General features: G+C 56.1%; 22 protein-coding genes and 1 pseudogene. 17 read left to right on the forward strand and 6 right to left on the reverse strand.

From position 1 onward, the window contains the following. The first annotated feature begins 32 nt into the window (after positions 1-32). The 6 genes from U5K34_RS05750 (at position 33) to U5K34_RS05775 (ending at position 6,226) form a co-directional block, all read left to right on the forward strand. The gene (locus U5K34_RS05750) at positions 33-1,925 is read left to right on the forward strand and encodes an XrtA/PEP-CTERM system amidotransferase (protein ID WP_322567521.1); all 1,893 of its coding nucleotides are present in this window, start codon (positions 33-35) and stop codon (positions 1,923-1,925) included. Positions 1,926-1,941: 16 nt separating this feature from the next. Beyond that, positions 1,942-3,282, forward strand: coding sequence for a hypothetical protein (locus tag U5K34_RS05755; RefSeq protein ID WP_322567522.1), 1,341 nt, complete (start codon positions 1,942-1,944; stop codon positions 3,280-3,282). Between the two features lie 5 nt (positions 3,283-3,287). Beyond that, positions 3,288-4,508, forward strand: a complete 1,221-nt coding sequence (locus U5K34_RS05760) for a glycosyltransferase (protein ID WP_416224056.1) — start codon at positions 3,288-3,290, stop codon at positions 4,506-4,508. Between the two features lie 44 nt (positions 4,509-4,552). After that, the gene (locus U5K34_RS05765; RefSeq protein ID WP_322567524.1) at positions 4,553-5,521 is read left to right on the forward strand and encodes a polysaccharide deacetylase family protein; all 969 of its coding nucleotides are present in this window, start codon (positions 4,553-4,555) and stop codon (positions 5,519-5,521) included. 223 nt (positions 5,522-5,744) lie between these two features. After that, positions 5,745-5,933 carry a hypothetical protein gene (locus tag U5K34_RS05770; protein WP_322567525.1) on the forward strand — a complete coding sequence of 63 codons (189 nt, stop codon included), beginning with the start codon at positions 5,745-5,747 and terminating at the stop codon, positions 5,931-5,933. Then, positions 5,930-6,226, forward strand: coding sequence for a type II toxin-antitoxin system RelE/ParE family toxin (locus tag U5K34_RS05775; protein WP_322567526.1), 297 nt, complete (start codon positions 5,930-5,932; stop codon positions 6,224-6,226). Before U5K34_RS05770 ends, U5K34_RS05775 begins: the two co-directional genes overlap by 4 nt. A gap of 205 nt (positions 6,227-6,431) precedes the next feature. Here the strand turns inward: U5K34_RS05775 and U5K34_RS05780 are convergent, their stop codons facing one another. From U5K34_RS05780 to U5K34_RS05790, 3 genes are all read right to left on the reverse strand, one after another. Further along, complete coding sequence (locus U5K34_RS05780; RefSeq protein ID WP_322567527.1) at positions 6,432-7,652, reverse strand: glycosyltransferase; 1,221 nt, start codon at positions 7,650-7,652, stop codon at positions 6,432-6,434. Beyond that, positions 7,649-8,965, reverse strand: a complete 1,317-nt coding sequence (locus tag U5K34_RS05785; RefSeq protein ID WP_322567528.1) for a nucleotide sugar dehydrogenase — start codon at positions 8,963-8,965, stop codon at positions 7,649-7,651. The genes U5K34_RS05780 and U5K34_RS05785 overlap by 4 nt, the downstream gene beginning before the upstream one ends. Positions 8,966-9,027: 62 nt before the next feature. Further along, the gene (locus U5K34_RS05790; protein WP_322567529.1) at positions 9,028-10,827 is read right to left on the reverse strand and encodes an asparagine synthetase B family protein; all 1,800 of its coding nucleotides are present in this window, start codon (positions 10,825-10,827) and stop codon (positions 9,028-9,030) included. A gap of 127 nt (positions 10,828-10,954) precedes the next feature. Between U5K34_RS05790 and U5K34_RS05795 the strand changes: the two genes are divergently transcribed. From U5K34_RS05795 to U5K34_RS05810, 4 genes are all read left to right on the forward strand, one after another. Continuing rightward, positions 10,955-11,206, forward strand: coding sequence for an acyl carrier protein (locus tag U5K34_RS05795; protein WP_416224039.1), 252 nt, complete (start codon positions 10,955-10,957; stop codon positions 11,204-11,206). Positions 11,207-11,214: 8 nt separating this feature from the next. After that, positions 11,215-12,018, forward strand: a complete 804-nt coding sequence (locus U5K34_RS05800; protein ID WP_322567531.1) for a hydrolase 2, exosortase A system-associated — start codon at positions 11,215-11,217, stop codon at positions 12,016-12,018. Beyond that, positions 12,015-12,926, forward strand: coding sequence for a hydrolase 1, exosortase A system-associated (locus U5K34_RS05805; RefSeq protein ID WP_322567532.1), 912 nt, complete (start codon positions 12,015-12,017; stop codon positions 12,924-12,926). Before U5K34_RS05800 ends, U5K34_RS05805 begins: the two co-directional genes overlap by 4 nt. A 259-nt stretch (positions 12,927-13,185) precedes the next feature. Further along, positions 13,186-14,121 (forward strand): glycosyltransferase family 2 protein, encoded by a 936-nt coding sequence (locus U5K34_RS05810; RefSeq protein WP_322567533.1) that lies wholly within the window; start codon positions 13,186-13,188, stop codon positions 14,119-14,121. A 113-nt stretch (positions 14,122-14,234) separates the two neighbouring features. On the opposite strand, the gene U5K34_RS05815 is transcribed toward U5K34_RS05810, so the two are convergent. Then, positions 14,235-15,203, reverse strand: a complete 969-nt coding sequence (locus tag U5K34_RS05815; RefSeq protein ID WP_322567534.1) for an IS30 family transposase — start codon at positions 15,201-15,203, stop codon at positions 14,235-14,237. A 117-nt stretch (positions 15,204-15,320) separates the two neighbouring features. On the opposite strand from U5K34_RS05815, the gene U5K34_RS05820 reads away from it, so the two are divergent. From U5K34_RS05820 to U5K34_RS05850, 7 genes are all read left to right on the forward strand, one after another. After that, entirely contained in the window at positions 15,321-16,196 is an 876-nt protein-coding gene (locus U5K34_RS05820) for a glycosyltransferase family 2 protein (RefSeq protein WP_322567535.1), read from the forward strand. A 156-nt stretch (positions 16,197-16,352) separates the two neighbouring features. Next, on the forward strand, positions 16,353-17,228 hold the full coding sequence (locus U5K34_RS05825) for a hypothetical protein (RefSeq protein WP_322567536.1): 876 nt from the start codon (positions 16,353-16,355) through the stop codon (positions 17,226-17,228). After that, complete coding sequence (locus tag U5K34_RS05830) at positions 17,209-17,829, forward strand: hypothetical protein (RefSeq protein ID WP_322567537.1); 621 nt, start codon at positions 17,209-17,211, stop codon at positions 17,827-17,829. The genes U5K34_RS05825 and U5K34_RS05830 overlap by 20 nt, the downstream gene beginning before the upstream one ends. Positions 17,830-17,869: 40 nt before the next feature. Further along, positions 17,870-18,064, forward strand: coding sequence for a hypothetical protein (locus tag U5K34_RS05835; RefSeq protein WP_322567538.1), 195 nt, complete (start codon positions 17,870-17,872; stop codon positions 18,062-18,064). Beyond that, positions 18,061-18,606 (forward strand): hypothetical protein, encoded by a 546-nt coding sequence (locus tag U5K34_RS05840; RefSeq protein ID WP_322567539.1) that lies wholly within the window; start codon positions 18,061-18,063, stop codon positions 18,604-18,606. The genes U5K34_RS05835 and U5K34_RS05840 overlap by 4 nt, the downstream gene beginning before the upstream one ends. Continuing rightward, the gene (locus U5K34_RS05845; RefSeq protein ID WP_322567540.1) at positions 18,563-19,111 is read left to right on the forward strand and encodes a hypothetical protein; all 549 of its coding nucleotides are present in this window, start codon (positions 18,563-18,565) and stop codon (positions 19,109-19,111) included. Before U5K34_RS05840 ends, U5K34_RS05845 begins: the two co-directional genes overlap by 44 nt. Before the next feature lie 86 nt (positions 19,112-19,197). Beyond that, entirely contained in the window at positions 19,198-19,443 is a 246-nt protein-coding gene (locus U5K34_RS05850) for a hypothetical protein (protein WP_322567541.1), read from the forward strand. A 29-nt stretch (positions 19,444-19,472) separates the two neighbouring features. Here the strand turns inward: U5K34_RS05850 and U5K34_RS05855 are convergent, their stop codons facing one another. Together U5K34_RS05855 and U5K34_RS05860 are read right to left on the reverse strand one after the other, a co-directional pair. Next, a complete protein-coding gene (locus U5K34_RS05855) occupies positions 19,473-21,254 on the reverse strand; it encodes a hypothetical protein (RefSeq protein ID WP_322567542.1) in 1,782 nt (593 codons plus the stop codon). A 48-nt stretch (positions 21,255-21,302) separates the two neighbouring features. Then, positions 21,303-22,696, reverse strand: a pseudogene (locus U5K34_RS05860) (putative O-glycosylation ligase, exosortase A system-associated); the annotation flags it as partial. Positions 22,697-22,699 lie beyond the last annotated feature (3 nt).

Here is a 22,699-nt window from a genome sequence, read left to right on the forward strand (position 1 = left end):
AATAACTTCAACGAGCAGGGTCTTCGACTGATATGTGCGGGATAACAGGAATTTTCGATTTGCGCGAACGGCGCACGCCCGGACGGGCCCTGCTGGAAGCCATGAACCAGACCCAGTTTCATCGCGGTCCCGATGAGGGTGGCGTGCATCTGGAGCCCGGCGTGGGACTGGCGCACCGGCGGTTGTCGATCATCGATCTGTCTGGCGGTCAGCAGCCGCTGTTCAATGAAGACGAGAGCGTGGTGGTCACCTACAACGGCGAGATCTATAACTTCGGTGAGCTGACCACCGAGCTGAAACAGGCGGGGCACACCTTTCGCACCCATTGCGATACCGAAGTGATCGTGCATGCCTGGGAACAATGGGGCGAGGCCTGTGTGGAACGTTTTCGCGGCATGTTCGCCTTCGCCGTGTGGGACCGCAACCGCGAGACCCTGTTCCTGGCCCGCGATCGGCTGGGCATCAAACCGCTGTATTACGGCCGGTTGCCGGACGGGCAGCTGATCTTTGCCTCGGAACTCAAGGCGCTGATGGCTCACCCTGAGCTGCCGCGTGACATCGATCCCTGTGCGGTAGAAGAGTATTTTGCCTATGGCTACATACCCGAGCCGCGCAGTATCTTCAAGTCAGTGCATAAGCTGCCACCGGGGCATACGCTCACCCTGCGCCGAGGCCAGAAATCCATACCCGATCCTCGCGAATACTGGGATGTGCCTTTTGCCGGGTTGACGATTAACGAATCCGAGGCCGCTGATGAGCTGGTCGAGCGCCTGCGTGAAGCGGTGCGTATTCGCCTCGAAGCCGAAGTGCCGCTGGGCTCGTTTCTTTCTGGCGGAGTCGACTCCAGTGCTGTGGTCGCGATGATGGCGGGATTGTCCGACGAGCCGGTGCGCACCTGCGCGATCGGCTTTGACGATCCCGCCTATGATGAGTCGGACTACGCCAGGCAGGTCGCAGAACGCTACCGGACAAACCATTACGTCGAACAGGTCGATCCCGATCATTTCAACCTGCTGGATCGCCTTGGCGAGATGTATGACGAGCCGTTCGCCGACAGCTCCGCCTTGCCGACCTACCGGGTGTGCGAACTGGCCAAACGCCAGGTCACGGTCGCGCTGTCCGGCGACGGCGGCGACGAAAACCTGGCCGGCTATCGCCGCTATCGCCATCACCTGGCCGAAGAACGCTTGCGGGGCCTGATGCCGGCGGATCTGCGCAGGCCGCTGTTCGGCGCGCTTGCCCGAGTTTATCCCAAGGCGGACTGGGCGCCGCGCATGTTCCGCGCCAAAGCCACGTTTCAGGCTCTGGCGCGGGATTCGGTACAGGGTTATTTCCAGGGTGTGGCGATCCTGCGCGACGAATTGCGCGGACGGTTGTTCTCGCCCGGCTTTCGACGCGAGTTGCAAGGCTATGACGCGGTAGAGGTCTTGCGTCGCCATGCCCGTCGCGCGCCGAGCGATCATCCGCTGTCACTGGTCCAGTACCTGGACATGAAAACCTATTTGCCCGGTGACATTCTGACCAAGGTGGACCGGGCGAGCATGGCGCATGCGCTGGAAGTCCGTGTGCCGATTCTGGACCATAAACTGGTGGAGTGGATGTCCGGTCTGCCGCCCGAACTGAAGTTGCACGGCGCCGAGGGCAAGTACGTGTTTAAAAAAGCGTTGGAACCCTATTTGCCGTCGGATGTGTTGTATCGCAAGAAGCGCGGCTTCTCAGTGCCGGTCGCCGAATGGTTCCGCGGACCGTTGCGTGAACGTATGGAGCAGCAGGTATTGGGCGAAACCATGGCCGATACCGGTGTGTTCGACATGGACTATCTGAGCACCCTGGTGGGCCAGCATGTCAGTGGCGCCCGGGACCACAGCCCCGCGTTGTGGGCGTTACTCATGTTCGACAACTTTATGCAGCGTCTGCAAGCCTGAAAGTGGCCAGGGCATCATGAGTGTCAACGAAATCATCTCGCGCCATCTGTTTTATCCCGTGCACGAGCGCCTGCGCGGCAGGAGTACGCTGGGGCAATGGCGCCGGTTACGCAAAAACGATCGCCTGGATATGGCCCAATTCGAAGCCTTGCGACTGGACAAGCTGCGGCGCCTGCTGGCCCATTGCCGGGAATCCGTGCCTTATTATCAACAGGTATTACAGGATATTGGCCTGGATGATGTGCGCGACTTTCAGTTAGCGGATCTTGAGAAACTGCCGATGCTGGATCGGGATGTATTGCGGACCCAGGGCGAGGATGTGCAGGCTCGTGGCTATCAACATAAACTGATTCCGTACAGTACCGGCGGTTCCACCGGCGAGCCGCTGGTGTTTTATACCGACAAACACCGTGAATCCTGTCTGAACGCGCAAAAGTTACGCGCCCGCTCCTGGTTCGGCGTCCATCCGGGAGACCGACAGGTGGATTTCTGGGGCTCGCCGATTGAAATGAACCGTCAGAACAGGATTCGGCAACTCAAGGATCGCTGGTTGCTGAATCAGGTGGTGCTGTCCGCCTCTCATCTTACCGAGCAGCGGATTGCCGGCTACGTGAAATTTCTGCACCAGTTCCGTCCGCGCCTGATCTATGGCTATCCCACGGTGATTTACCGGGTGGCCAGCTATATCACCAGTCACCCGGGTGTGCTGGGCAGTTATCGGCCGCGGCTGATTGTCTGCACTTCGGAAATGTTGTTGCCGCATCTACGCGAGGAAATTATCCGGGCGTTCGCCTGTCCGGTCGCGAATGAATACGGCTCCCGCGATGGCGGCATGATCGCCTATGAGTGCCCGCAAGGGAGTTTGCACATACTTGGCGAGCAGGTGATCGTCGAAGTCGACAAACCTGATAATGACGGCGTCGGTGATTTGCTGATTACCAACCTTGATGGTTATGGCATGCCATTTATCCGTTATCGCATCGGCGATCGCGGCGCGCTCGATACAACGTCCTGTGCCTGTGGTCTGCCGTTACCACGGTTGCGTGAGCTACAGGGGCGGGCCAATGATTTTCTGGTCGGCCGTAATGGCCGCCTGGTACACAGTTCCACGGCCAATTACGTGCTGCGCGGAATTCCGGCATTGAAACAGTACCAGCTCCGCCAGCGTCGTGATCACAGTTTTGATCTGTACCTGATTCCCAGTCGAGCGTTAACCGAAACGGAGAAAAAGACAATTAGCGATGGGTTGAACAATATACTGGATGAAATTGTCCCGGTTAATTTTCATGTCACCGACAGCATTGCCCCGGAGAAATCCGGCAAGTACCGCTGGGTGATCAGCGAGGCCCGCGCATGAGTGAGATGCAAAACCGCCCCGCGCTGGTGGTCTTTAGTCATGTGTTTCCCAATCCGGCGCAGGAAACCTTTGGCTTGTTCATTCGCGAGCGCATGTTTCGTGTTGCCGCCGAGCGGCGGGTAACCGTGGTGTCACCGGTGCCGTGGTTTCCCGGTCAAGGTTTGTTGCGACGTTTGCGCCCGGGCTATCGACCGCTGGTGCCCTATCATGAAGTTCAGCAGGGCATCGATGTCTATCATCCCCGTTTTTTGTCCATTCCTCGATTTTTAAAATTCACCGACGGTGTGTTCGAAGCCCTGTTCAGTCTGCCGCTGTTGCTGAAACTCAAACGTGCCGGACGGCTGGATATTCTCGATGCGCATTTTATTCATCCGGACGGCACCGCCGCCTGGCTGCTGGGTAAGTGGCTGGCGGTGCCCTATACCATCACCCTGCGCGGTGCCCTGCCGCGCATCGCCCGAACACGCTTGCGTCGCAGACTGGCGATCCGCGCCATGCGTTCGGCCGCCCGGGTGTTTGCCGTGGCGGATTCGTTGCGTCAGGTGGCTATCAGGTTAGGGATCAAGGCGGACCATGTACAGGTCGTGTCCAACGGTATCAATCTGGATCTGTTTCAGCCCGAGAACAAACAGCAGTGCCGCCAGGAACTGGATATCGACCCGGATGCGAAGGTGCTGTTGACGGTTGGCACGCTAACCGAAAACAAGGGGTTCCACCGGGTGATGGAACAATTGCCCGCGTTGCTCGAACGCTTCCCGGGTTTGGTCTATCTGATTGTGGGCGGAGAACACCCTAACGGGGATGAGCAACGTCTGCGCCGGATCGCCGGGGAGCTCGGGGTGGCGGATCGGGTTCGCTTCATGGGCGTTCACCCGCCCGAACGGCTACGCTTTTTTTATTCCGCCGCGGATTTGTATGTCATGCCCTCGCGAACCGAAGGCTGGGCCAACGTGTTTCTCGAAGCCGCGGCCTGCGGCTTGCCGGCGGTAGCCACCCGAGTGGGTGGCAATGCCGAGGTGATCAGCAAACCGCAAGTGGGTACGCTGGTACCGTTCGGTGAGGGCGAGGCGCTGCGCAAGGCCATTGCTGAAGGGCTTGAACGTCAATGGGAACACGATGTGATTATGGCCTATGCCCGCGACAACGCCTGGGAAAAACGCATCGGACAACTGGTGCAGGCATTCGATACGATCCATGCCGACAGTCTACCCCGGGGGAAAGAATGATCGACCGCGCACTGCAAACTGGCGTATTACGGCCGTTGGCCAGTATGCTGTCGCCTGCAGGCTCACGGGCGCGACTGTCCATTTTGATCTATCACCGGGTTCTGCCCCGGCCCGATCCCATGCTGCCCGGCGATCCGGATGCGGCGACCTTTCGCTGGCAGATGCAGACCGTCGCCCGGCTGTTTAATGTCTTGCCGTTGTCCGGGGCGGTTGAACGTCTGGCCAGTGGCAGCTTGCCGCCCAGAGCCGCCTGTATCACCTTTGATGACGGCTATGCGGACAACGCCGAAGTCGCCTTGCCGATCCTCAGGGCGCTGGATCTGCCGGCAACCTTCTTTGTCGCCGCCGGGTATCTCGACGGCGGCATGATGTTCAACGACCGGGTGATCGAAACCGTGCGCCGCTTGCCCGAGGGCGAAGTGGATCTGGGTGCAGTAGACATGGCGCCGCAATCGATCAGCAGCATAAGCGATCGCATTGCCCTGGCCATGCAGGTGATTAAACAGATCAAACACCTCGATCCGGCAGAGCGCGACGAAAAGGTTCAGGCGCTGGTGGAATTGAACAACGACACCCTGCCAAGGGATCTGATGATGCGTAGCGCACAGCTACAAGAGCTGGCGGATGCCGGCATGACCATCGGCGGGCATACCCTGAGCCATCCGATCCTGGCGCGGATTTCCGATGCCCGGGCCAGACAGGAGATCGCCGCCGGACGCGAAACCCTCGAATCGATACTCAGGCAGCCGGTCAAACTGTTCGCCTACCCTAACGGCAAGCCGGGCCAGGACTATGCCGCGCAGCATGTCAGCATGGTCCGTGAGTGCGGCTTTGATGCGGCCGTCTCCACGGCCTGGGGCGTCTCCACCCGGCATCACGACCCCTATCAGCTCGCCCGCTTTACCCCGTGGGATCATACCCCGCTTCGCTTCGGTGCCCGGCTGGTGCGCAACCTGATGCAGAGTCAGCCGCAACATGTTCAGGGCGCCAGTGTTAAGTCACTCCGGCGGTAGCAATCATTGGGTTTTGCATCAAGTGGAAATATTTCCGTATTTGCTGATTTTCTGAAACCAGCAAGATCCGGGCAGGTATCTGGCTTTGAGGAATCCTGGCGTTTTGAATAGTCAGGATAAGATGAGAAAATAAATCTGTCCCCGTTTTTTAGTACGTTGTTGCCGAAATGAAACTTTGCTAATCTAAATACGAATTTAGTCTATTATGCTGGCAGCAAAAACAATGGCTACCGAGAAAATCAAAGAAGAAGCACACCGTCTCGTTGACAATCTCTCCGAACAGGCGACGTGGGAAGATCTGATGCAGGAGATTTATATCCGTCAGGCTATTGAGTCGGGCCTGGCCGACAGCGAGGCTGGACGCACGCTGGACGTCAAAGAGGTTCGTGCCCGCTATCACCTGCCTGAATGAAGGTCCATTGGACAAACACGGCCATCCGGCATCTGGATGGCATCTACGACTATATCGCGCAAGATTCCCCTGTCTACGCCAAACAACAAGTCGACAGGCTTACCCGGCGATCGGAACAGATCGCGGCATTTCCTCAATCCGGCCGAATGGTGCCCGAATTTAAAAGAGAAGATATCCGGGAAGTGATTGAAGGGCCTTATCGGCTGATTTACGTCATCAAAACCGAGCAAATCGATATTTTGAGCGTGTTTCATGGCGCGCAGAAATTGCCTGACACCCTATCGTCTGGTTAAATTAGATCAAAGTGACAAATGATAATGCAAATAATTCTTGTTTGTCACCGACCCCATTTACTTTTGGGCGTGTCTACCGGCTCACGTGATCCCTATCAGCTCGCCCGTTTCACGCCCTGGGATCAAACCCCGCTACGCTTTGCAATGCGGCTGGTACGCAATCTCGGTCAGACACGGCCTGAAGCCGTTTAGGCGACCCGCTGTCTCAGGTCGGATTGTTGCTCGCATTCAAAGTATGCCAGCAGATCGCCTCGAACCGATCGGCCACTGCCTGCGAGGAAAAACGGGCCTCCACGTAATCCCGCGCCTGGTGCGACAGGGTCTGGCGCAGATCACCGTCTTCGAGTAGGCGCACCAGGGTGTCGGCGAACTCCTCGGCAGTATCGGCGTGCAGATAATGTTCTTCCGGTGTCACCGGCAGGCCTTCCACGCCCAGCCCGGTGGAGACCATGGGGATGCCCATGGCCATGGCCTCGAAGGCCTTGATTCGGGTGCCGCCGCCGACCCGCAGCGGGATGATGTAGGCGGCCGCGCCCTGCACGTGCTCCCGGATGTCGTCCACAAACCCGGTGAAGGTGAACGGCAGCTTGCGGCGCCGGGCCCGTTCCATTAACGCCGGGTTGGGGTTACGTCCGACCAGAGTGACCCGGGCGTCGGGCCGGCGGGCCACTACCTGCGGCCAGATCGCGTCCATGAAAAACTCGATGCCGTCGATATTGGCCTGCCAGTCCATGGCGCCGGTGAATACGATGTGATCCGCGTCGCCGGGTGGCGCATAAGCAAAGAAGTCGAGATCGACCCCGGTGGGGATGGTCGCCACCTGTTGAATCCCCGGTATATCGGAGAACGTTTGTGCGTCGCGTTCGGAGACCGCCACCACGGTATCAAAGCGCCGCAGGCTGGCGGCCTCATAGCGCTGCATCTTGCGAAACTGTTGCTGCCAGACGGCGCGCTTGATCGGGTTGCGCGCTACCTCCGCATGGCGGCGAAAGATCTCGGCCTCGACATTGTGGGTGAAGATCACCGACGGCCGATCCAGGATGTCGGGGGCCAGTACCATGGCGTGCAGAAAATCGAACACCACCACATCAGCTTCCTGCATGGCGTCACGCACGATGCGCGCGCCGGCGGCGGACGCGTCGCTAATCACCGGAATTGGCAGGGGCGAGAACAGATGGCGAAAACGGGTCAGTTTTTTGAGAGGGCCGTTGGCCGGTGCGGGCCAGCTGATAAAGCGATCGCATACCTGATCCAGTTCATAGCGATAACGTTCGACCTCGCCCGCGTCGGCCGGCGAGGCGAGCACGATCTCGAACCGGCCGCCGCGCATGCCACGCAGGATCTGGGTGGTGCGAATCTTTCCGCCCTGATCGGCGGGGAACAGAAACCGCGGCGAGACGAACAGCAGCCGGGGTTTTTCACTCACCAGCAGATGCCCCGGTAGGCCGCCCTGAGCCGATCCCGGCCGGGCATGCCGACCAGATCCAGCACTACCTGGGCTTCGCTGGCCTCGCTCACTACCTGTTCCACCAGGTTGGCGTCACTGAGGCCGAGCAGCACGATATCGGCGTCGCCAATCAGTTCGGCGGCATCGTCCACCAGCAGCCGTCCCAGGTGCGGCAGTTTCTCCTCGATATAGCGACGGTTGGCGCCAATCAGACGCGAGAGCTGGACGTTGGGATCGTGAATCCGCAGCTCGATGCCCTTGCCGACCAGCTGTTCGGCCAGGGTCACCAGCGGGCTTTCGCGCAGATCGTCAGTGCCGCTTTTGAAGCTCAGACCGATCATTCCCACCCGGCGTTTGCCGCTGCGCAGGATGAATTGCAGGGCGTGATCGATCTGCTGCTGGTTGCTGGGAATCACTCCGGCCAGCATCGGCACCTCCATGTCCTGTTCCTTGGCAATGTAAAGCAGTGCGCGCAGGTCCTTGGGCAGGCAGGAGCCGCCGAAGGCGAAGCCGGGACGCAGGTAGGCGGGCGAGATGTTGAGTTGTCTGTCCTGGGTGACCAGGCGCATCACTTCCCGGGAATCGACGCCCAGGGACTGGCCCAGGCGGCCGATCTCGTTGGCGAATACGATTTTGACCGCGTGGAACGCATTGCAGGCATACTTGAGCATCTCTGCCGTACCGATGTCGGTACCGACAAATTCACAGGGCAGGTGTTCAAAAACGGGCCGGATGCCGTCCAGGGTGCGTTGCGAATCGCCGCCCACCACCGTGAACGGCGGATTGTCATAATCCTTGATCGAGGTACCCTCACGCAGAAACTCCGGCTGAAATGCCAGACCGAATCCCTCACCCAGCTGTTTGCCGGAGTGCTGTTCCAGTACGGGCCGGACCCGATCCATGACCGTGCCGGGGCGCACGGTGGAGCGAATCACCACCACGTGATATTGATCGTGGCGGGCCAGGGCCTCGCCGATCTGTGCGGCGACTTTCTCGATGGCCCCCAGATCCTGGCTGCCGTTGGGCTGGGACGGGGTCCCCACGCAGACAAAGGACAACGCGCACTGGCCGATCGCTTCGTCGACATTGTCGGTTACCGTCAACCGGCCCTGTTCGACCACGTTGCTGGTCAGCTCCTGGATGCCTTCTTCCACGATGGGTGAATAGCCCTGGCGCAGCAGATCCAGTTTGGTCGGATCCACGTCCACGCCGAAGACCTGGTGACCGTCGCGGGCCAGGCAGGCGGCCGAAACGGCGCCCACATACCCCATGCCGAAAATTGCGATATTCATTCCCTGTCCTTCCTGATTATTGTGTTGTTGTTTGCTCCGTCCGGGACTGTTGGCCGGGCGGACTATTTATGATGGGTTTCCAGCCAGAGGTCGAGCATCATCAGAACCCATACCAGCTCGCCATAATACGCGGCATGGCCCTCCCGGTGGAGAGTAATCAGCCGATCAATGAATGCCGGCCGGATAATACCGCGTTGTTTGAAGCGCAGCAGCCCATCGTAGGCCAGCTCGCGCAGGGGGGCGTGTTCCTGCATCCAGACTCCGAAAGGCAGGCCAAAGCCGTGTTTTTTCTTGTCGATGATCTCGTCGGGTAAAAAGCCGCTCATCGCTTCTTTGTAAAAGTGCCGCAGGCGGCCCTTATGCAGCTTCAGCGTCGAGGGGACCCGGCAGGCGAATTCTACCAGCGTATCATCCAGCATGGGATAGACCACTTCGACACCGGCCAGATGGCACATGCGACTGACCTTGCGCAGGTCGTTGTCGGCCAGGGTCTGTTGCCAGTCCAGATACATCATGCGATTGAGTGTCGAGGCGTTTTCCGGGCGCCGGTAGATCCCGCGCATCAGATCCCAGGGATCGTCGGTGTTCACCTGCTCCAGAAACCCGGGGTCGAACATCTCGGCCAGCGGCAGCCGGTGCAGATAGTTATAGGTTTGCAGCCGGTCCGGCAGCGGGATGCGGGCCTGCTCCACGTAGCTGCGCGCCTTGCCCAGCAGCGGCACCTGGCGCGGCAGGCGGGTCAGCAGCGGTTCCAGCAAGCGCCGGGCCAGCGCCGGTTGCCGGTACCAGAGCTCGAATACGCCTTGCTTGGCGTAGCGGGCATTGCCGGCGAACAGCTCGTCGCCGCCGTCGCCGGCCAGCAGCCGGGTCATTCCGGCATCGGCGGCCAGCCGGGCGCAGAAGTAGGCCGGCAGTGCCGAAGAATTACCGAACGGTTCGTCGTAGTTCTCGGCGATCAGCGGCACCGCCTCGACCACATCCTCCGGCGTGACATAGTACTCGTGGGGGCGGGTACCGAAGTGGTCCGTGGCAAGGCGGGCATAGGCGATTTCATCGTAACCGGGTGCATCGAAACCGATGCTGAAGGTGTCGGCCTGCCCCGGACGCTGTGCCGCCAGCATGCCTGCCACGCTGGAGCTGTCCAGCCCGCCGCTTAAGAAGGCTCCCGTGGCGGCTGGTTCTGCCAGCCGCTTGACCGAATCGCCGAGGTGCTGGCGCAGTTGCCCACCCAGCGTGGCTATATCGGCCTGGGCGGGTTCCTCGAAGCGCGGCAGCCAGTAAGGCTCGACGCGCAGCGTGTTCTGCCCGAGCCTGAGGCAATGCGCACTTTGCAGTTTTTCGACCCCGGCGTACAGGCTGACCGGCGCTGGCAGCATATGAAAGAACAGATAATGGAACAGCCCGTCCGCGGTCGGCTCTCGGGCCTGGCCATCTGGCGTGGGCAACCGTGCAAGCGAGGTGCTGAAGGCTACCCCGCCGGTGATGCGGCTGAAATACAATGGCCACTGGCCCAGCCGATCGATACCGGCCAGCAGGCGGTTTTCAACCGGATCCAGTATTGCCAGCGCGAAGTCCCCGCCGAGCCGCTCCAGCACTGCTGCGCCGTGTTGCTGGTAGGCCACCAGTAATGTCCGGGCCGGGTCCGCGGGCGAAGCAGCCGGTTCGCGCCAGCCGGGATGACCGATCACGGCGGCCAGGCGACCCTCGGCGTCGCTGGCGATCCAGCCTCCATGTACCTGACAGGCCCCGCCCCGGGTGCTCAGGCGCGTGGCCGCGATATTTGGTGAATGGGAATCGGATAGCGGCGCCTCACCCGGCCCCGGTGATCCGTCCGTGATAAACCAGCCGTCCAGCTCTTGCATCGGTCTCTCTTTGTTATGGGTTGGTGATATACTGGCGCGAATTTGCCGCGTCCGTGGGGACGTATGATAGAGCATTTGTACCGGCAGGGCATGATGCCCTGGTTGGCTGAGAAAAAGGGGGAATCCGGTGTCAAGTCTTGAGCAAGTGAAAACCATTTTGGATACCACATTGGGCCTCAACGGCCGCGCCCAGAAATTCGATCGCGAAACAGCCCTGCTGGGCAATATTTACGAACTGGATTCCATGGCCGTGGTGACGGTGATCACCACTATCGAGGAGCAGTTCGGCCTCATGGTTGACGATGATGAAATCGATGCCGAGACTTTCGAAACCCTGGGCAGCCTGGTCGATTTCGTGGATGCGAAACTCGCCGGTTGAACGCGTCGATGCAGGCGGGCTTTTGGCAAGGCGAACAGGGGGCTCTTTTTTACCTCTTACATGAACCTGACGACCTTGCCGTACGCGGCGCCGTGCTGTATGTGCCGCCTTTCGCCGAGGAACTCAACAAATCCCGCCACATGGCTGCTCGCCAGGCCCGCTTGCTGGCCGAACGCGGCTATGTGGTCCTGATGCCGGACCTCTATGGTTGCGGGGACAGTGGTGGTGATTTTGGCGATGCTCGCTGGCAGGACTGGCTGGCAGATCTTGCCACTTGCTATCGATGGCTGCAGACGCAGTATGCCGTGCCGGTTATCCTCTGGGGGCTGCGAGCGGGCTGTCTGTTGATCAGCGATCTGCTGCAAACCCGGCAACTGACCCCGGCCGCCCTGCTCTACTGGCAGCCGGTAATCCAGGGTGAGCGCTATCTGGCCCAGTTTCTGCGCCTGCGCATGGCCGCGAGTATGCTGGGCGATAACAAGGAAACCACCGGCCAGTTACAAGCCCGATTGCAGGGGGGTGAAACCCTGGAAGTGGCCGGGTATGCGCTAACCCCGGCGCTGGCCAGCGGTCTGGCTGCGGCCCGGTTGTCAGTACCCCCGGTAGCCCCGGTCATCTGGCTGGAGGTGGTACAGAGTGACCCGCCCGCGCTGCCCCCGGTCAGCACACAGCTGATCACGGCCTGGCGGGAACAGGACGCTGACGTGCGGGCGAGCGCTGTGGCGGGCGATCCGTTCTGGACCACCCAGGAAATCCATCAAGCCCCGGCCTTGCTGACGGCCAGTCTCGAATCGCTGGAGGCGCTGGCATGAACGAGCGGGCGGTCATTTTTCCAATCGGCAACGACAGGTTGCTGGGTATCATCCACGAGGGCGCCCCGCGGGCCACCCGTGGGGTGCTGATCGTGGTTGGTGGACCGCAATACCGGGTCGGCAGCCATCGCCAGTTTCTGTTGCTGGCCCGGCATCTGGCGGCGGCGGGAGTGCCGGTGTTGCGGTTTGACTATCGCGGCATGGGCGATTCGGAAGGCGAGCCACGGGACTTCGAGGGCGCGGGCGACGACCTTCTCGCCGCCGTGGACACCTTCCAGACCGAGGTGCCGGGGGTGCGCGAGGTAGTGATCTGGGGCCTGTGCGATGCGGTTTCCATTGCGCTGATGACGGCCTGGCGGGAGCCGCGGATCCGGGGACTGGTGCTGCTCAATCCCTGGGTGCGGACCGAGGAGGGGCTGGCCCGGGCCTACCTGAAAACCTATTACCTGCAGCGCCTGCTCAGCCGGGACTTCTGGGGCAAGCTGTTGCGCGGCCGGCTCAACCCGGTGGCCTCACTGCGTTCCCTGCTGGCCATGGGCCGCCGGGCGTTGGGGCGAAGCGCCGCGAAGGCCGGTCCGCCCGCCGCCGATTCCGCCCTGCCCGAAGGCCCCCTCCCCGAACGCATGGCCGCCGGCTGGCGGCGGTTCGACGGCCCGATATTGCTGATCCTCAGCGGTGACGATCTTACCGCCGCCGAATTCCGCGAGACCGCTGCCAGCGAACCGGCCTGGCAGGGACTGCTGGACGAGCCGCGGGTCACCCGGCGTGAATTGCCGGAAGCCAATCATACCTTCTCCCGCCAGGCGTGGCGGGATCAGGTGGCGCAATGGACACTGGAATGGGTTCGGACAAGTAAAGAACAACCAACCAGGCGCGTTACCCGGGTGAATCAGGTTACCTGTGAGTAAAGTAGACTACACTGGTAGATGTTAGAGACGGACGGGTTTAGCTGGCAATCTGTCTGCTCTAAACAGGTTTGTGGCCAGGATGTGAGGCCGTGTCGCTAAATACGCTAAATTAAGAACAGAATTGATGATATGGACTACCTGCTACTGTTCCTGACCATGCTGGCTTCCCAGGCGCTGCTGCCTTTTGACAAGGGTGCGGCTGTACTGACCAAAGGTTAAACTTCCGTTATTATGTTGTACTTTTCTAATGATGACTAACTTGTCCACGCCCGACATTGCGGTGATTATTCCGTTCTATCAGCGGGAAACCGGGTTGTTGACCCAGTGTGTGCGTTCCATTCTGGAACAACCGGGGGAGGTGAACTTTCAGATCGTAGTGGTCGATGATGAATCCCCGATCCCGGCGGATCAGGAGCTTGCACCGTTTCTCCCCGATGCCGCTGATCGCCTGAGAATTATTCGCCAGCCAAACGCCGGTCCCGGTGCGGCGCGCAATACCGGCCTGGATAACGTGCCGCCCGGTACCCCGTATGTCACTTTTCTCGATTCGGATGATCAATGGACAGGACCCTTTCTGAGTGACGCCGTTGTTGCGCTGGCGCAGGGCTACGATCTGTTCATGGGCAATAGCACACGGATTAATAGTGAGACCAGCCGTTTTGAATGGGATAAAAATTCTGCCCTGAACATTCATCCGGAGGAACACCTATCCATTGATCCTGAACGGCGGATTTATGAATACCAGGGTGATTTTTTTGATTTATTGATCCGGCGCAGCAATATTATCGGGCCGACCACCATGGCCTATCGTTTCGATCGATTTCCGGCGGTGCGTTTTGATCCGACTATCTACAATGGCCAGGATCGACTGTTTAAATTGACCCTGGGTCAGAGATTTCGGCGCGTGGCCTTCTCGCCAAAGCTCTATGCGTTTGAGGGCGAAGGCATCAACATCTTTGATAAATCACAATGGGGTATGCCAGGCTCTATCAGGCTCTTGTCGAGCTATATACGGCTGTCTAAAACCATTCTAAAAAATATTGAACTGAATCAGTCACAAAAAGAATATGTTAAAAAACAGCTTGTAGAATCAAGGTATAGTTTTGCTCTGAGCATACCGCACCTGCTTAAAAAAAAGGAAGTTATAGATTGGAAGAGAGTGGCTAAAACTTTATTGGAAGATCCGGCGAGATAATACTTTATATTCCAAATATAATAAAAGGTATACAAAAACATCGCTCCAAAGATAATGTTGCCTAAGTTAAGCTTTGAATATAAATATAATTAAGGTTGTAAAAAAGCGCGGATTCAAGTTGCTAGTGCAACATCAGGGTGTATCCCGAAAAATACCTGATTCGGTGTTTTGATACCAAGACATTTTCGGGGTCGGTTATTCAGTTTCTCCATCACTCGCTCAATCTGTTTCTGAGTGATGGTCGTAAAATCATGCTTTTTGGGGAAGTATTGGCGAATGAGTCCATTCGTATTCTCATTCAGGCCCCGCTCCCAGGAAGCAAAAGGATGCGCAAAGTAGAATTTGGCATTGAGTGCTCTCGCAATTTTTTGATGCTGAGCAAATTCACGGCCGTTGTCGGCGGTGAGGGTATGCACCCAGGGCGCCAGTGGCTTGAGCAATCGGATGATGGCCTCGCTGACGGCTTCAGCCGTTTTCCGGGCGACCTTGGCAATGAGTGTCAGTTTGGACTTGCGTTCAACCAGTGTCACCAGCGCCTGGCGGTGGTTTTTACCGATAACCGTATCCAGCTCCCAGTCGCCGTAACGACGACGGGAGTCGACCACCGCCGGACGTTGGTCGATGGAGATCTGATGTGGGATCTGGCCCCGGCGTGAATAGGTGCCATAGCGTTTCTTGCGTTGCTTCTGGCAGCGCAGGTGCCGATAGAGCGACCCGCCGGACCGTTTGTCGGCGAGCACGTACTGGTAGATGTGCTCACAACTCACGGACTGCGCCGTCTCCTGAGCGAGCCAGAGACAGATCTGCTCGGGGCTCCAGTCCTCGCGTAGAAGGCGGCGGACGTGGCGCCAGGTGGCATTATCTATGCGGGAGCGGGCTTTGTCTGCACGTCGCTGCAAACAGCGACGGTGGGCCTGCTTGGCCCGGTAGCCTCGCTTGCCACGGTTGCGGCGTAATTCGCGGTTGACGGTCGATTTATCGACGCCAATGAAATCGGCGGTCTGAGTTTCGTTAAAACCGGCTTTCATATAGGCCTGAATTTGGTATCGTTGTTCCAGGGTAAGCTGGGTATAGTGTCTCATCAAGTGTTCCTTTGATTTGGCGATTGAAGTGCATGACTGAGCCTGGCCCAGCTTGCCCATCAACTTTATCAAAGTTGCACTTACAAATTGAATTCACGAAATAGAATTGAGTTTGTGATGAAAATTTCAGTAATAATTCCAGCATACAATGTAGAAAAATTTATAGCCAAAGCTATAGCGTCAGCAAGTGAATTATCTGAAGTAGGAGAAATAATTATAGTAGACGATGGTTCTTCGGATAAAACTTTGGAGATTAGCCGGGGCTTTCAGTTAAAAAATGAGAAAGTTAGAGTCTTTGAACAACCTGGCGGTAAAAATAGAGGTGTTTCAGCTGCACGTAACGAGGGAATAAAAAACTCAAAGTTTAATTATATTGCATTTCTTGATGCAGATGATTTTTATCTTCCTAACAGGTTTGATCAAGAGAGAAAGATATTCAGAACGATGAGAGAAGTGCATGGTGTATATGGCGCTATTGGCACATCATATATCACTGATAAAGGTAAAAAAAAGTTTCAAGAAGCAAAATTTAAAGAAATAACATCGGTTTCAGACAGTGTAAACGCTAATGAACTTTTATATGTATTGTTGGGCGCAAGTAAACTTGCTCGAGGTCATATTCATTTAAATGGGCTAACCGTAAGAAGAGAAGTTTTTGATATGGTTGGGTTATTTGATACTGAGCTAAGGCTTAGTCAGGATACAGATCTATTATTACGTTTGGCAGTGAAATGTCGTCTAGTTCCTGGATCAATCAAACAACCGGTTGCTGTTAGAGGTATACATGATAGTAACAGGGTGACGAATTCGAAAAATCTAGATAAGAATCGCATGTTATTGTGGAAAAAAGTATATCAATGGGGGGTGTCAAATGGAATGCCAGAAGACGCGATAGAGTTATGTAGGAAGAAAATGTTGATGTGGAAAACTCATCATGAGAGATTTATTCCATCAATAGTTTTCCTGGTGAGGATGAAAAAAGAATCACCCTGAGATTTGGGATGATTATGATTGTTTCAGGATTTCTGTCATAGGGGTGTTTGGGGAAAACATTTTAAGCAGGATTATTGTAAAGTGCAAAAAAATGATTTTTGGATAGGATTTAAAATCTATTTTTGTCGTTAGGATCATTTCAGGTTCAGTTAAAATATGTTTATTTATATAAAGAAAATAAACAATGAATATAAAATTAATGGTTCTCAGGATGTAATACTGGGTAATGAAAATATAAATGGTGATACTGGCCCATGGGCAAAGTGGTCTTGGGATGGTGAAAAGCTTATAGCGGAAGTCGATCGTCTTGGGATGCACCCATTATTCTATTCGGGAAACCGGAGTTATGTAGCGGTGTCTGATTCTATCGATGAGCTTATTAACCTTGATATTCCAAGAGATATCGATGATATTGCTGTGTCATCATTTTTGATTTTGGGTTATTTCCTGGGTGTTGATACGCCATTTGAAAGTATAAAGGCTTTTCCAGTTGGCGGAATATTAACATGGGATGATAAAGGCCTGAATGTAAGAGAAAACAGGCCTGTATATGCACCAAGCCTGAATCACAATAAAAAGGAAGCAATAGTCAATTATGTGGAACTTTTTAAGAAATCTATTAATGAATGTGTTGATGAGATTGATGGTGATTTTGAACTACCATTGAGCGGAGGCCTGGATTCAAGGCAAATTTTCATCGAATTGATGAATCTTAACAGGTTTCCGAAAAAAACAGTGACGATTGAATTGCCACCAACTCGTATGGAAGCTGATCACATTATAGCGAAAGAGCTTTCAGAGCTTTACGGGGTGAAAAACACTACCATTCCATATTCAGCTGACCCATTTTCAGAGGAGGTTCGGAAAAATTTAAAATATGATTGCCTCACAGATGAGCATACTTGGTTTATGCCGTTGTCAAGATATATGATAAAAAACAACTCCAGATATCTTTTTGACGGCATTGGTCCTGGGGATTTATTAAAAGGTAGATTAGAAAATGGCGTAAGTAATGGGAGGAAGAGAAGATAAAAAAGACCTGATTGATAAAATCATCAAAAGATATGAACACAAAAAGTTTATTTTCAATAATTTGTTATCAGGGTATTCAAAAAGAATATTTACATGGGAAAAGGGTGTTTCGAGAATAACTGGTGAGATAGAAAGTCAGGAAGATGAATTTCAAGGCTTCCCGTTCATGTTCTGGAACAGGACTCGAAGAGAGATAGCATTATTAATGCACATGAAAAATTATAAAACGAGAATATTCACTCCGTATCTCAATCGTGATCTTATCGATTACCTTTTTCAGGTCAACCCAGAAAATTTCAAAAATAATGACTTCCACAATTCAGCCATAAATCTTATAAGTGGTAAGGTGTTACCAGGATGTTCACGATCAGTAGCGTTTGAGGACGATGAAAAAAATGCCGAAAAGTATATAAGAAAAAAAGCAATAAAAAACCTTGTTTACATTGAGTCATATGCGAACAAAAAATATATAAATAACATGTGGGTGATGCCAAGGATTGCTAAAGGGGCACTGAAGACTAACGATGTTGGCTACACGCAAATGATAATTGATATGGTCTTGTGGTTTAGTCGGCTACAAAATTTACAGAATAAAAAGTAGAATTTATAAAATCAGTTTTGCACGCCTGATAAAGGATCTGATGCCACAATCCAGTCTTGATGTTTTATCTTCTTTCGACAGGCCGTTCTTCTCGGCGCGTGTGACACCCGCCGGTGTGGTGACCGAGGGCGTGCACGCACGGTTTTTCAGGGGCATCGGCTGCCCGGGGCAAGCAGGCCTGTTGCCGACGGGGTTTTTGTGCAGTGGCAGTGTGACGGTCAGCGGCTGGTCGTGAGCAATGATCGTTACGGGATCTATCCGCTGTATTACGCCTGCCACGATAATGCGATTCATATTTCACCTTCCATTCATCATGTGCTGAAGGGGAATTTTCCGAAGACGCTGGATACGGCCGCACTGGCGGTATTTTACCGGCTGGGGTTTTTCATCGGGGAAGATACCCCGTTCGAACAGATCCGGATCCTGCCACCCGGCAGTCGCCTGAGCTGGCAACAGGGTCGGATGCAGCTGGAGCGAGGCAGTATCGAAACGCCCGCGCCGTCCAATGAAGTCCGATCTTTTGATGAGGCGGTGGAACAGTACGCTGACCTTTTCGAACAGGCCATCACCCGCTGCCCGCCGGCGGAGGACGATTTCACCCCTTCCCATCAGTGGTGGACGGGATTCCCGGCACATTCTGTTTGCCCTGCTCAAGCAGGGCTACAGGCCCTCGAATACGATCACGGTGAAAATGCGCCCGCCTTCGGCCAACGAGGATATTCGTATTGCCCGCATGCTGGCATCCGAGCTGAAACTGCCACATGCGGAAATCGATAATCCGGCGTTCTATTTCCAGGCCAACGTAAAAGACATCGAGCTGACCAACTTCTGTGGCAGCGAGCACACCTGGTTGTTGCCGGTTGCCTCTTACCTTAAAGGTCGCACCACGACCCTGTATGATGGTCTGGCGGGGGATGTGATCTCCGATGGTTTGCAAGTCGATGAACAGAATCTGGCCCTGTTCCGTGTGGGACGGCTCGAGGAACTGGCGACCCTGTTGCTGCGGGAAACAGGGCTGGGGCCTTTTCTGGCCAGTACATTGCGTTCCGGGTTCAGCGCGCAACTTGATGAGTCGCTGGCAATTGAAAAACTGGCCGCGGAACTTGCCCGGCACCAGGGTGCTCGGCATCCACTCGTTACGTATCTCTTCTGGAGCTGGATGCGACGCGGCATCGGCCTGATCCCTTTTGCCATGCTGGCGGATATCCCCAATGTGTGCCGTCCCTACCTGGATTATGACTTGTTTGATCTTTTGATAAATCTTGATCCACATACTCTATAGACAATGCGCTGCACGATGAGATCATTCGCCGTGCCTATCCCGAGTATGCCCATCTGCCTTTCGAAAAAAAGAATGCCAGGGCACCGTTGGGAAAAGATTACAGCAGCTATTATCGGCGCGCGGTGCGGGAGTTTTCAGCCTATTTCGCCCGTCATCCGGGTAGCCTGGGCTCCCGCCTGATGAAGAGCGAGCGGGTGATGTTGATGCTGCTGCGGGATATGAGAAAACGGCAGTGTGACTATTCGTGGTATCTGCGACCAGCGCTTTACACGCTGGAACTGGAACGGGCGTCAAACAGCCGAATGCGTGCCGCCAGGCTTGCGCCTGTATAAAGTCCATGTCGGGGAGATGCTCCGGGCTGTCACCATTGCAAGACCAGTCGGTGGCGATAGCCCTGTGCACCAATCGTTTGTTCCGCCAGACAGTAACCGGTGGCGCCGGGTATCGCCGAATCCAGAGTCATGTGGTGAAACGCATCATCGGTTATTTGGTTTGTATCCCGGGGACTGATTTCCAGATCTTTTGTACGGGGCAACGCATTGGCTATCAGGGCATGGCCGGCGGGATTGAGATAGCGAATGTGACCCGTTGGTATCTGTTCCAGTGTCAGTTCATGGATCAACTCGGGCTGCTGCCGGCTGAGAGAAATGATCAGCCGGGCCTGTACCTGTTGCGCCGGCCGGCGTTGCAGCACGGCCCGGCGACCGAGCGCGCCATCAAGAAAGCGCCAGTCGATGGCCGCTTTCAGGCGTTGCCAGGCAGTGTAATCCGCTGCTCGCAATAGTGGCAACGGCGAGCCGGCCAGCGTGATCCGGTGCGCTGAAGCGGTCTCCTCGATCTGGACGTGAGTAAATTCGGTGAGCCCGCACAGTATCCCGTCGATTACAAACACGGGTGTCCAACCGGCCAATGCGGGTTGTTCAAGCAAGCGTTTTGCCTTGATACGCAGGGATGCCGGACAGAGCAGCTGATCATGATGAATAACATGAAATGGCACACCGCCGGCATAACGCAATTCCACCTCGTTACGACTGAAGCCCTGGGGGGGTTGTCCCCGGGTGGATAGCAGGGCGACCAGTCCCGCGTCGGTGCCGATACGCAGCAACCCCGCGTCAATGTCCTGCTTGAATGCCGGTGCCGCCTCAAGCGCGTGCGCTTTTACAACAGGGTGAGTACGGGTCGTTATGACATGCCGGGCCCAGCCGACAATGGCTGCGGTCCACGCGTTATAGACTGACAGGTACATATAGTTGTCCCAGCCTTGCTGGCCCGCCGGGTTGAGTGCCAGCAAGTCGTCGTCACGACACTGCCCTGACCAACGTTCGAGTATGCCGGTAATAATTTGCGCCCCGGTCGACTGCGATGGCTTCTGTTGATCCGCCCCCGACAGGATCAGGCCGGCCAGCAGACAGGCATCCCCGAACAGTGAATGGGTGCTGCGACCGAATCCGCCAACATGGTTTTGACCGTCCCAGCCGAGCAACATCCAGTCCCGCATGCGTTGCAGGTGGGCCATCAACCTGGGCGAGTGCGTGTAGTGTAATGCCATTGTGGTGACGAACAGGGCTTTATGGTGGTACGCCATGGGGGTTGCACCGCCAGGGTTTGCAGCATGGCGGGGAAAGTCCACAAAACCGCCTGCCGGCGTGGTCCAGCGATCCAGCATGCGTTCCAGTTCGCGAGTGGCCCGTGCGCGCTGTTTTTTTGAAGCAGCCTCCATGATGCGGCAAAGCTGTGCCAGCAATACCCAGTTATTCGAGGGATAGCGGCGTGCCAGAGAACAACGGGAGAGGCACTCGGCGATCAGTGGCGCGTCGATCGAACTGTGAGCTGCGTCGTGGGTATGCAGTGCCTCGCGAAGCAGTAACAGCAGAAAATGATTGAACGGGGCATGGCCGTGTTGATTGGGTGTCAGGGCAAGCCAGTGTTCAATCATCCGCCGAACAAGGGGCTCGTCGGGCTGGCGAAGATACATGGCAAGTGCCGCGCTGATCTGCGCATAATGATCCGGGGGGCTCGCTTCCCCCTGTTGCGGGTCCCAGAGTGTTCCGTCCGGTTTAACCTGATGTTGCAATGCGCTGGTCAGTCTCGCGAGCCACTCGTCAAGCTGGCTGTCGATCCGGGTATCAGGCCGGGGAGTCACGTAAACACTCTCATCGTCGTTTTGATTTCTCCCGGTCTGTCGTCGTGCGCGCGACAAAGTCGGGGAACCTGGGGGAGACGGTTGAGGTTGAGGCCGTATTGTGTTTTGTGTTTTGTGCGCTTGCTTCGCTGGGAGATGATGAGGGAGATGGCGCCTCTTCCAGTTCGCGTCGCATAATTACCACCAGAGCAATAAATGCGTAGTAAAGATCGAAATAGGCGACATCCAGGAAGGCCCCGCCGGCCGCGTAACCGATGAGGCTGAGCTGTATCGCCCAGGCATACTCCCCCAGCCAGCGTTGGCCGGTCTGTTGCATCGCCGTGCGGCGGATGTTGTTCAGGGTCAGGAAAGTTGCGCCAAGCAACAATAAATATACCGCCAGGCCTCCGAACCCATGCTGCCCCATGATCCCAAAATAGATACTGTGCGGTGACAGCACATGGCGCCAGTCACCTTCGAAATTGGCATAGGTAATCCACCAGTCATAGCCCATGTTGGTATTGCCGAATCCCGTGCCAGTTATCGGGTTCTCTTTGGCCATGTTGAAGTTAACGCCCCAGGACTGAATGCGCTGCATGGCCGATCGGTCTTCCTGGTAGGTTTCGATGGTCTGCCAGCGGTCCATGAGCCGATCCGGCGCGGTCACGCCCACCACACCGATAGCCAGAACCGCCAGCGTGACCATCACCCATTTATGTTTCATGCGCCATAATAGAAAAGGCGTCATGGCCAGCAGCGCCAGCAGGGCGCCGCGTGAATATGTGGCCAGAATGGACAGGACCGTCAACCAGAACACCGCGTAAAGTCCCAGGCCAAGAGGCCGGGAAAAGCGTTTTACGATTGGCGCGAGATCAAAGTCGACCCATTGGCGATGAAACATACGCGCACTGACCAGAATGAGCGGCAGTATCATGATCATCGCCAGGCCAATGTAGGTATTGCCGGAGAGATAGGAGCCAGGTGGACCGAGCACCATGTGACTGCCTCCCGTGGTAATCGCAAACAGCCCACCCTTGAAGCCGTAGAACGCCAGGGACGCGGTGATGACCAGTAGAATCGTGATGATGCGCTTTTCCCCGTAGACCAGCATCGGGGTGATAAACGTGATGAGCAGGATCTTCATGAACTTGATCCAGAAGTCCCAGGCCGCGTCTGGGATGCACGGCGAAGACACTGGTCATGGTGACATAGGCAACCCAGGTGCCCAGTAAAATCATTTCCCGGGTCCAGGGGATGGGGCGTCGGTCGCGAGTCATCAGCATGGCAATGAGGGTGACAAGACCGATGATCATCGCCAGTGGAAAGGTTCTCATGAAGCCCCAGGTATGTCCGTGAGGCACCATCAATCCTATCCAGAACCAGGCGGCAATCCCCAGCCACGGGCGCCGGAGAATAAACGGCACCAGGCCAAGTATGATGAGAAAAAGCAGGTAATCGCGCACGGG

It is taken from the genome of Thiohalophilus sp., assembly GCF_034521165.1.
Lineage (GTDB): Bacteria > Pseudomonadota > Gammaproteobacteria > UBA6429 > Thiohalophilaceae > Thiohalophilus.

Bases quoted from the DNA above. Each gene is read 5' to 3' on its own strand.
- U5K34_RS05750 (WP_322567521.1), top strand. From the start codon at position 33: ATGTGCGGGATAACAGGAATTTTCGATTTGCGCGAACGGCGCACGCCC.
- U5K34_RS05755 (WP_322567522.1), top strand. From the start codon at position 1,942: ATGAGTGTCAACGAAATCATCTCGCGCCATCTGTTTTATCCCGTGCAC.
- U5K34_RS05760 (WP_416224056.1), top strand. From the start codon at position 3,288: ATGCAAAACCGCCCCGCGCTGGTGGTCTTTAGTCATGTGTTTCCCAAT.
- U5K34_RS05765 (WP_322567524.1), top strand. From the start codon at position 4,553: ATGCTGTCGCCTGCAGGCTCACGGGCGCGACTGTCCATTTTGATCTAT.
- U5K34_RS05770 (WP_322567525.1), top strand. From the start codon at position 5,745: ATGGCTACCGAGAAAATCAAAGAAGAAGCACACCGTCTCGTTGACAAT.
- U5K34_RS05775 (WP_322567526.1), top strand. From the start codon at position 5,930: ATGAAGGTCCATTGGACAAACACGGCCATCCGGCATCTGGATGGCATC.
- U5K34_RS05785 (WP_322567528.1), bottom strand. From the start codon at position 8,965: ATGAATATCGCAATTTTCGGCATGGGGTATGTGGGCGCCGTTTCGGCC.
- U5K34_RS05790 (WP_322567529.1), bottom strand. From the start codon at position 10,827: ATGCAAGAGCTGGACGGCTGGTTTATCACGGACGGATCACCGGGGCCG.
- U5K34_RS05800 (WP_322567531.1), top strand. From the start codon at position 11,215: ATGCAGGCGGGCTTTTGGCAAGGCGAACAGGGGGCTCTTTTTTACCTC.
- U5K34_RS05805 (WP_322567532.1), top strand. From the start codon at position 12,015: ATGAACGAGCGGGCGGTCATTTTTCCAATCGGCAACGACAGGTTGCTG.
- U5K34_RS05815 (WP_322567534.1), bottom strand. From the start codon at position 15,203: ATGAGACACTATACCCAGCTTACCCTGGAACAACGATACCAAATTCAG.
- U5K34_RS05820 (WP_322567535.1), top strand. From the start codon at position 15,321: ATGAAAATTTCAGTAATAATTCCAGCATACAATGTAGAAAAATTTATA.
- U5K34_RS05825 (WP_322567536.1), top strand. From the start codon at position 16,353: ATGTTTATTTATATAAAGAAAATAAACAATGAATATAAAATTAATGGT.
- U5K34_RS05830 (WP_322567537.1), top strand. From the start codon at position 17,209: ATGGGAGGAAGAGAAGATAAAAAAGACCTGATTGATAAAATCATCAAA.
- U5K34_RS05835 (WP_322567538.1), top strand. From the start codon at position 17,870: ATGCCACAATCCAGTCTTGATGTTTTATCTTCTTTCGACAGGCCGTTC.
- U5K34_RS05845 (WP_322567540.1), top strand. From the start codon at position 18,563: ATGCTGGCATCCGAGCTGAAACTGCCACATGCGGAAATCGATAATCCG.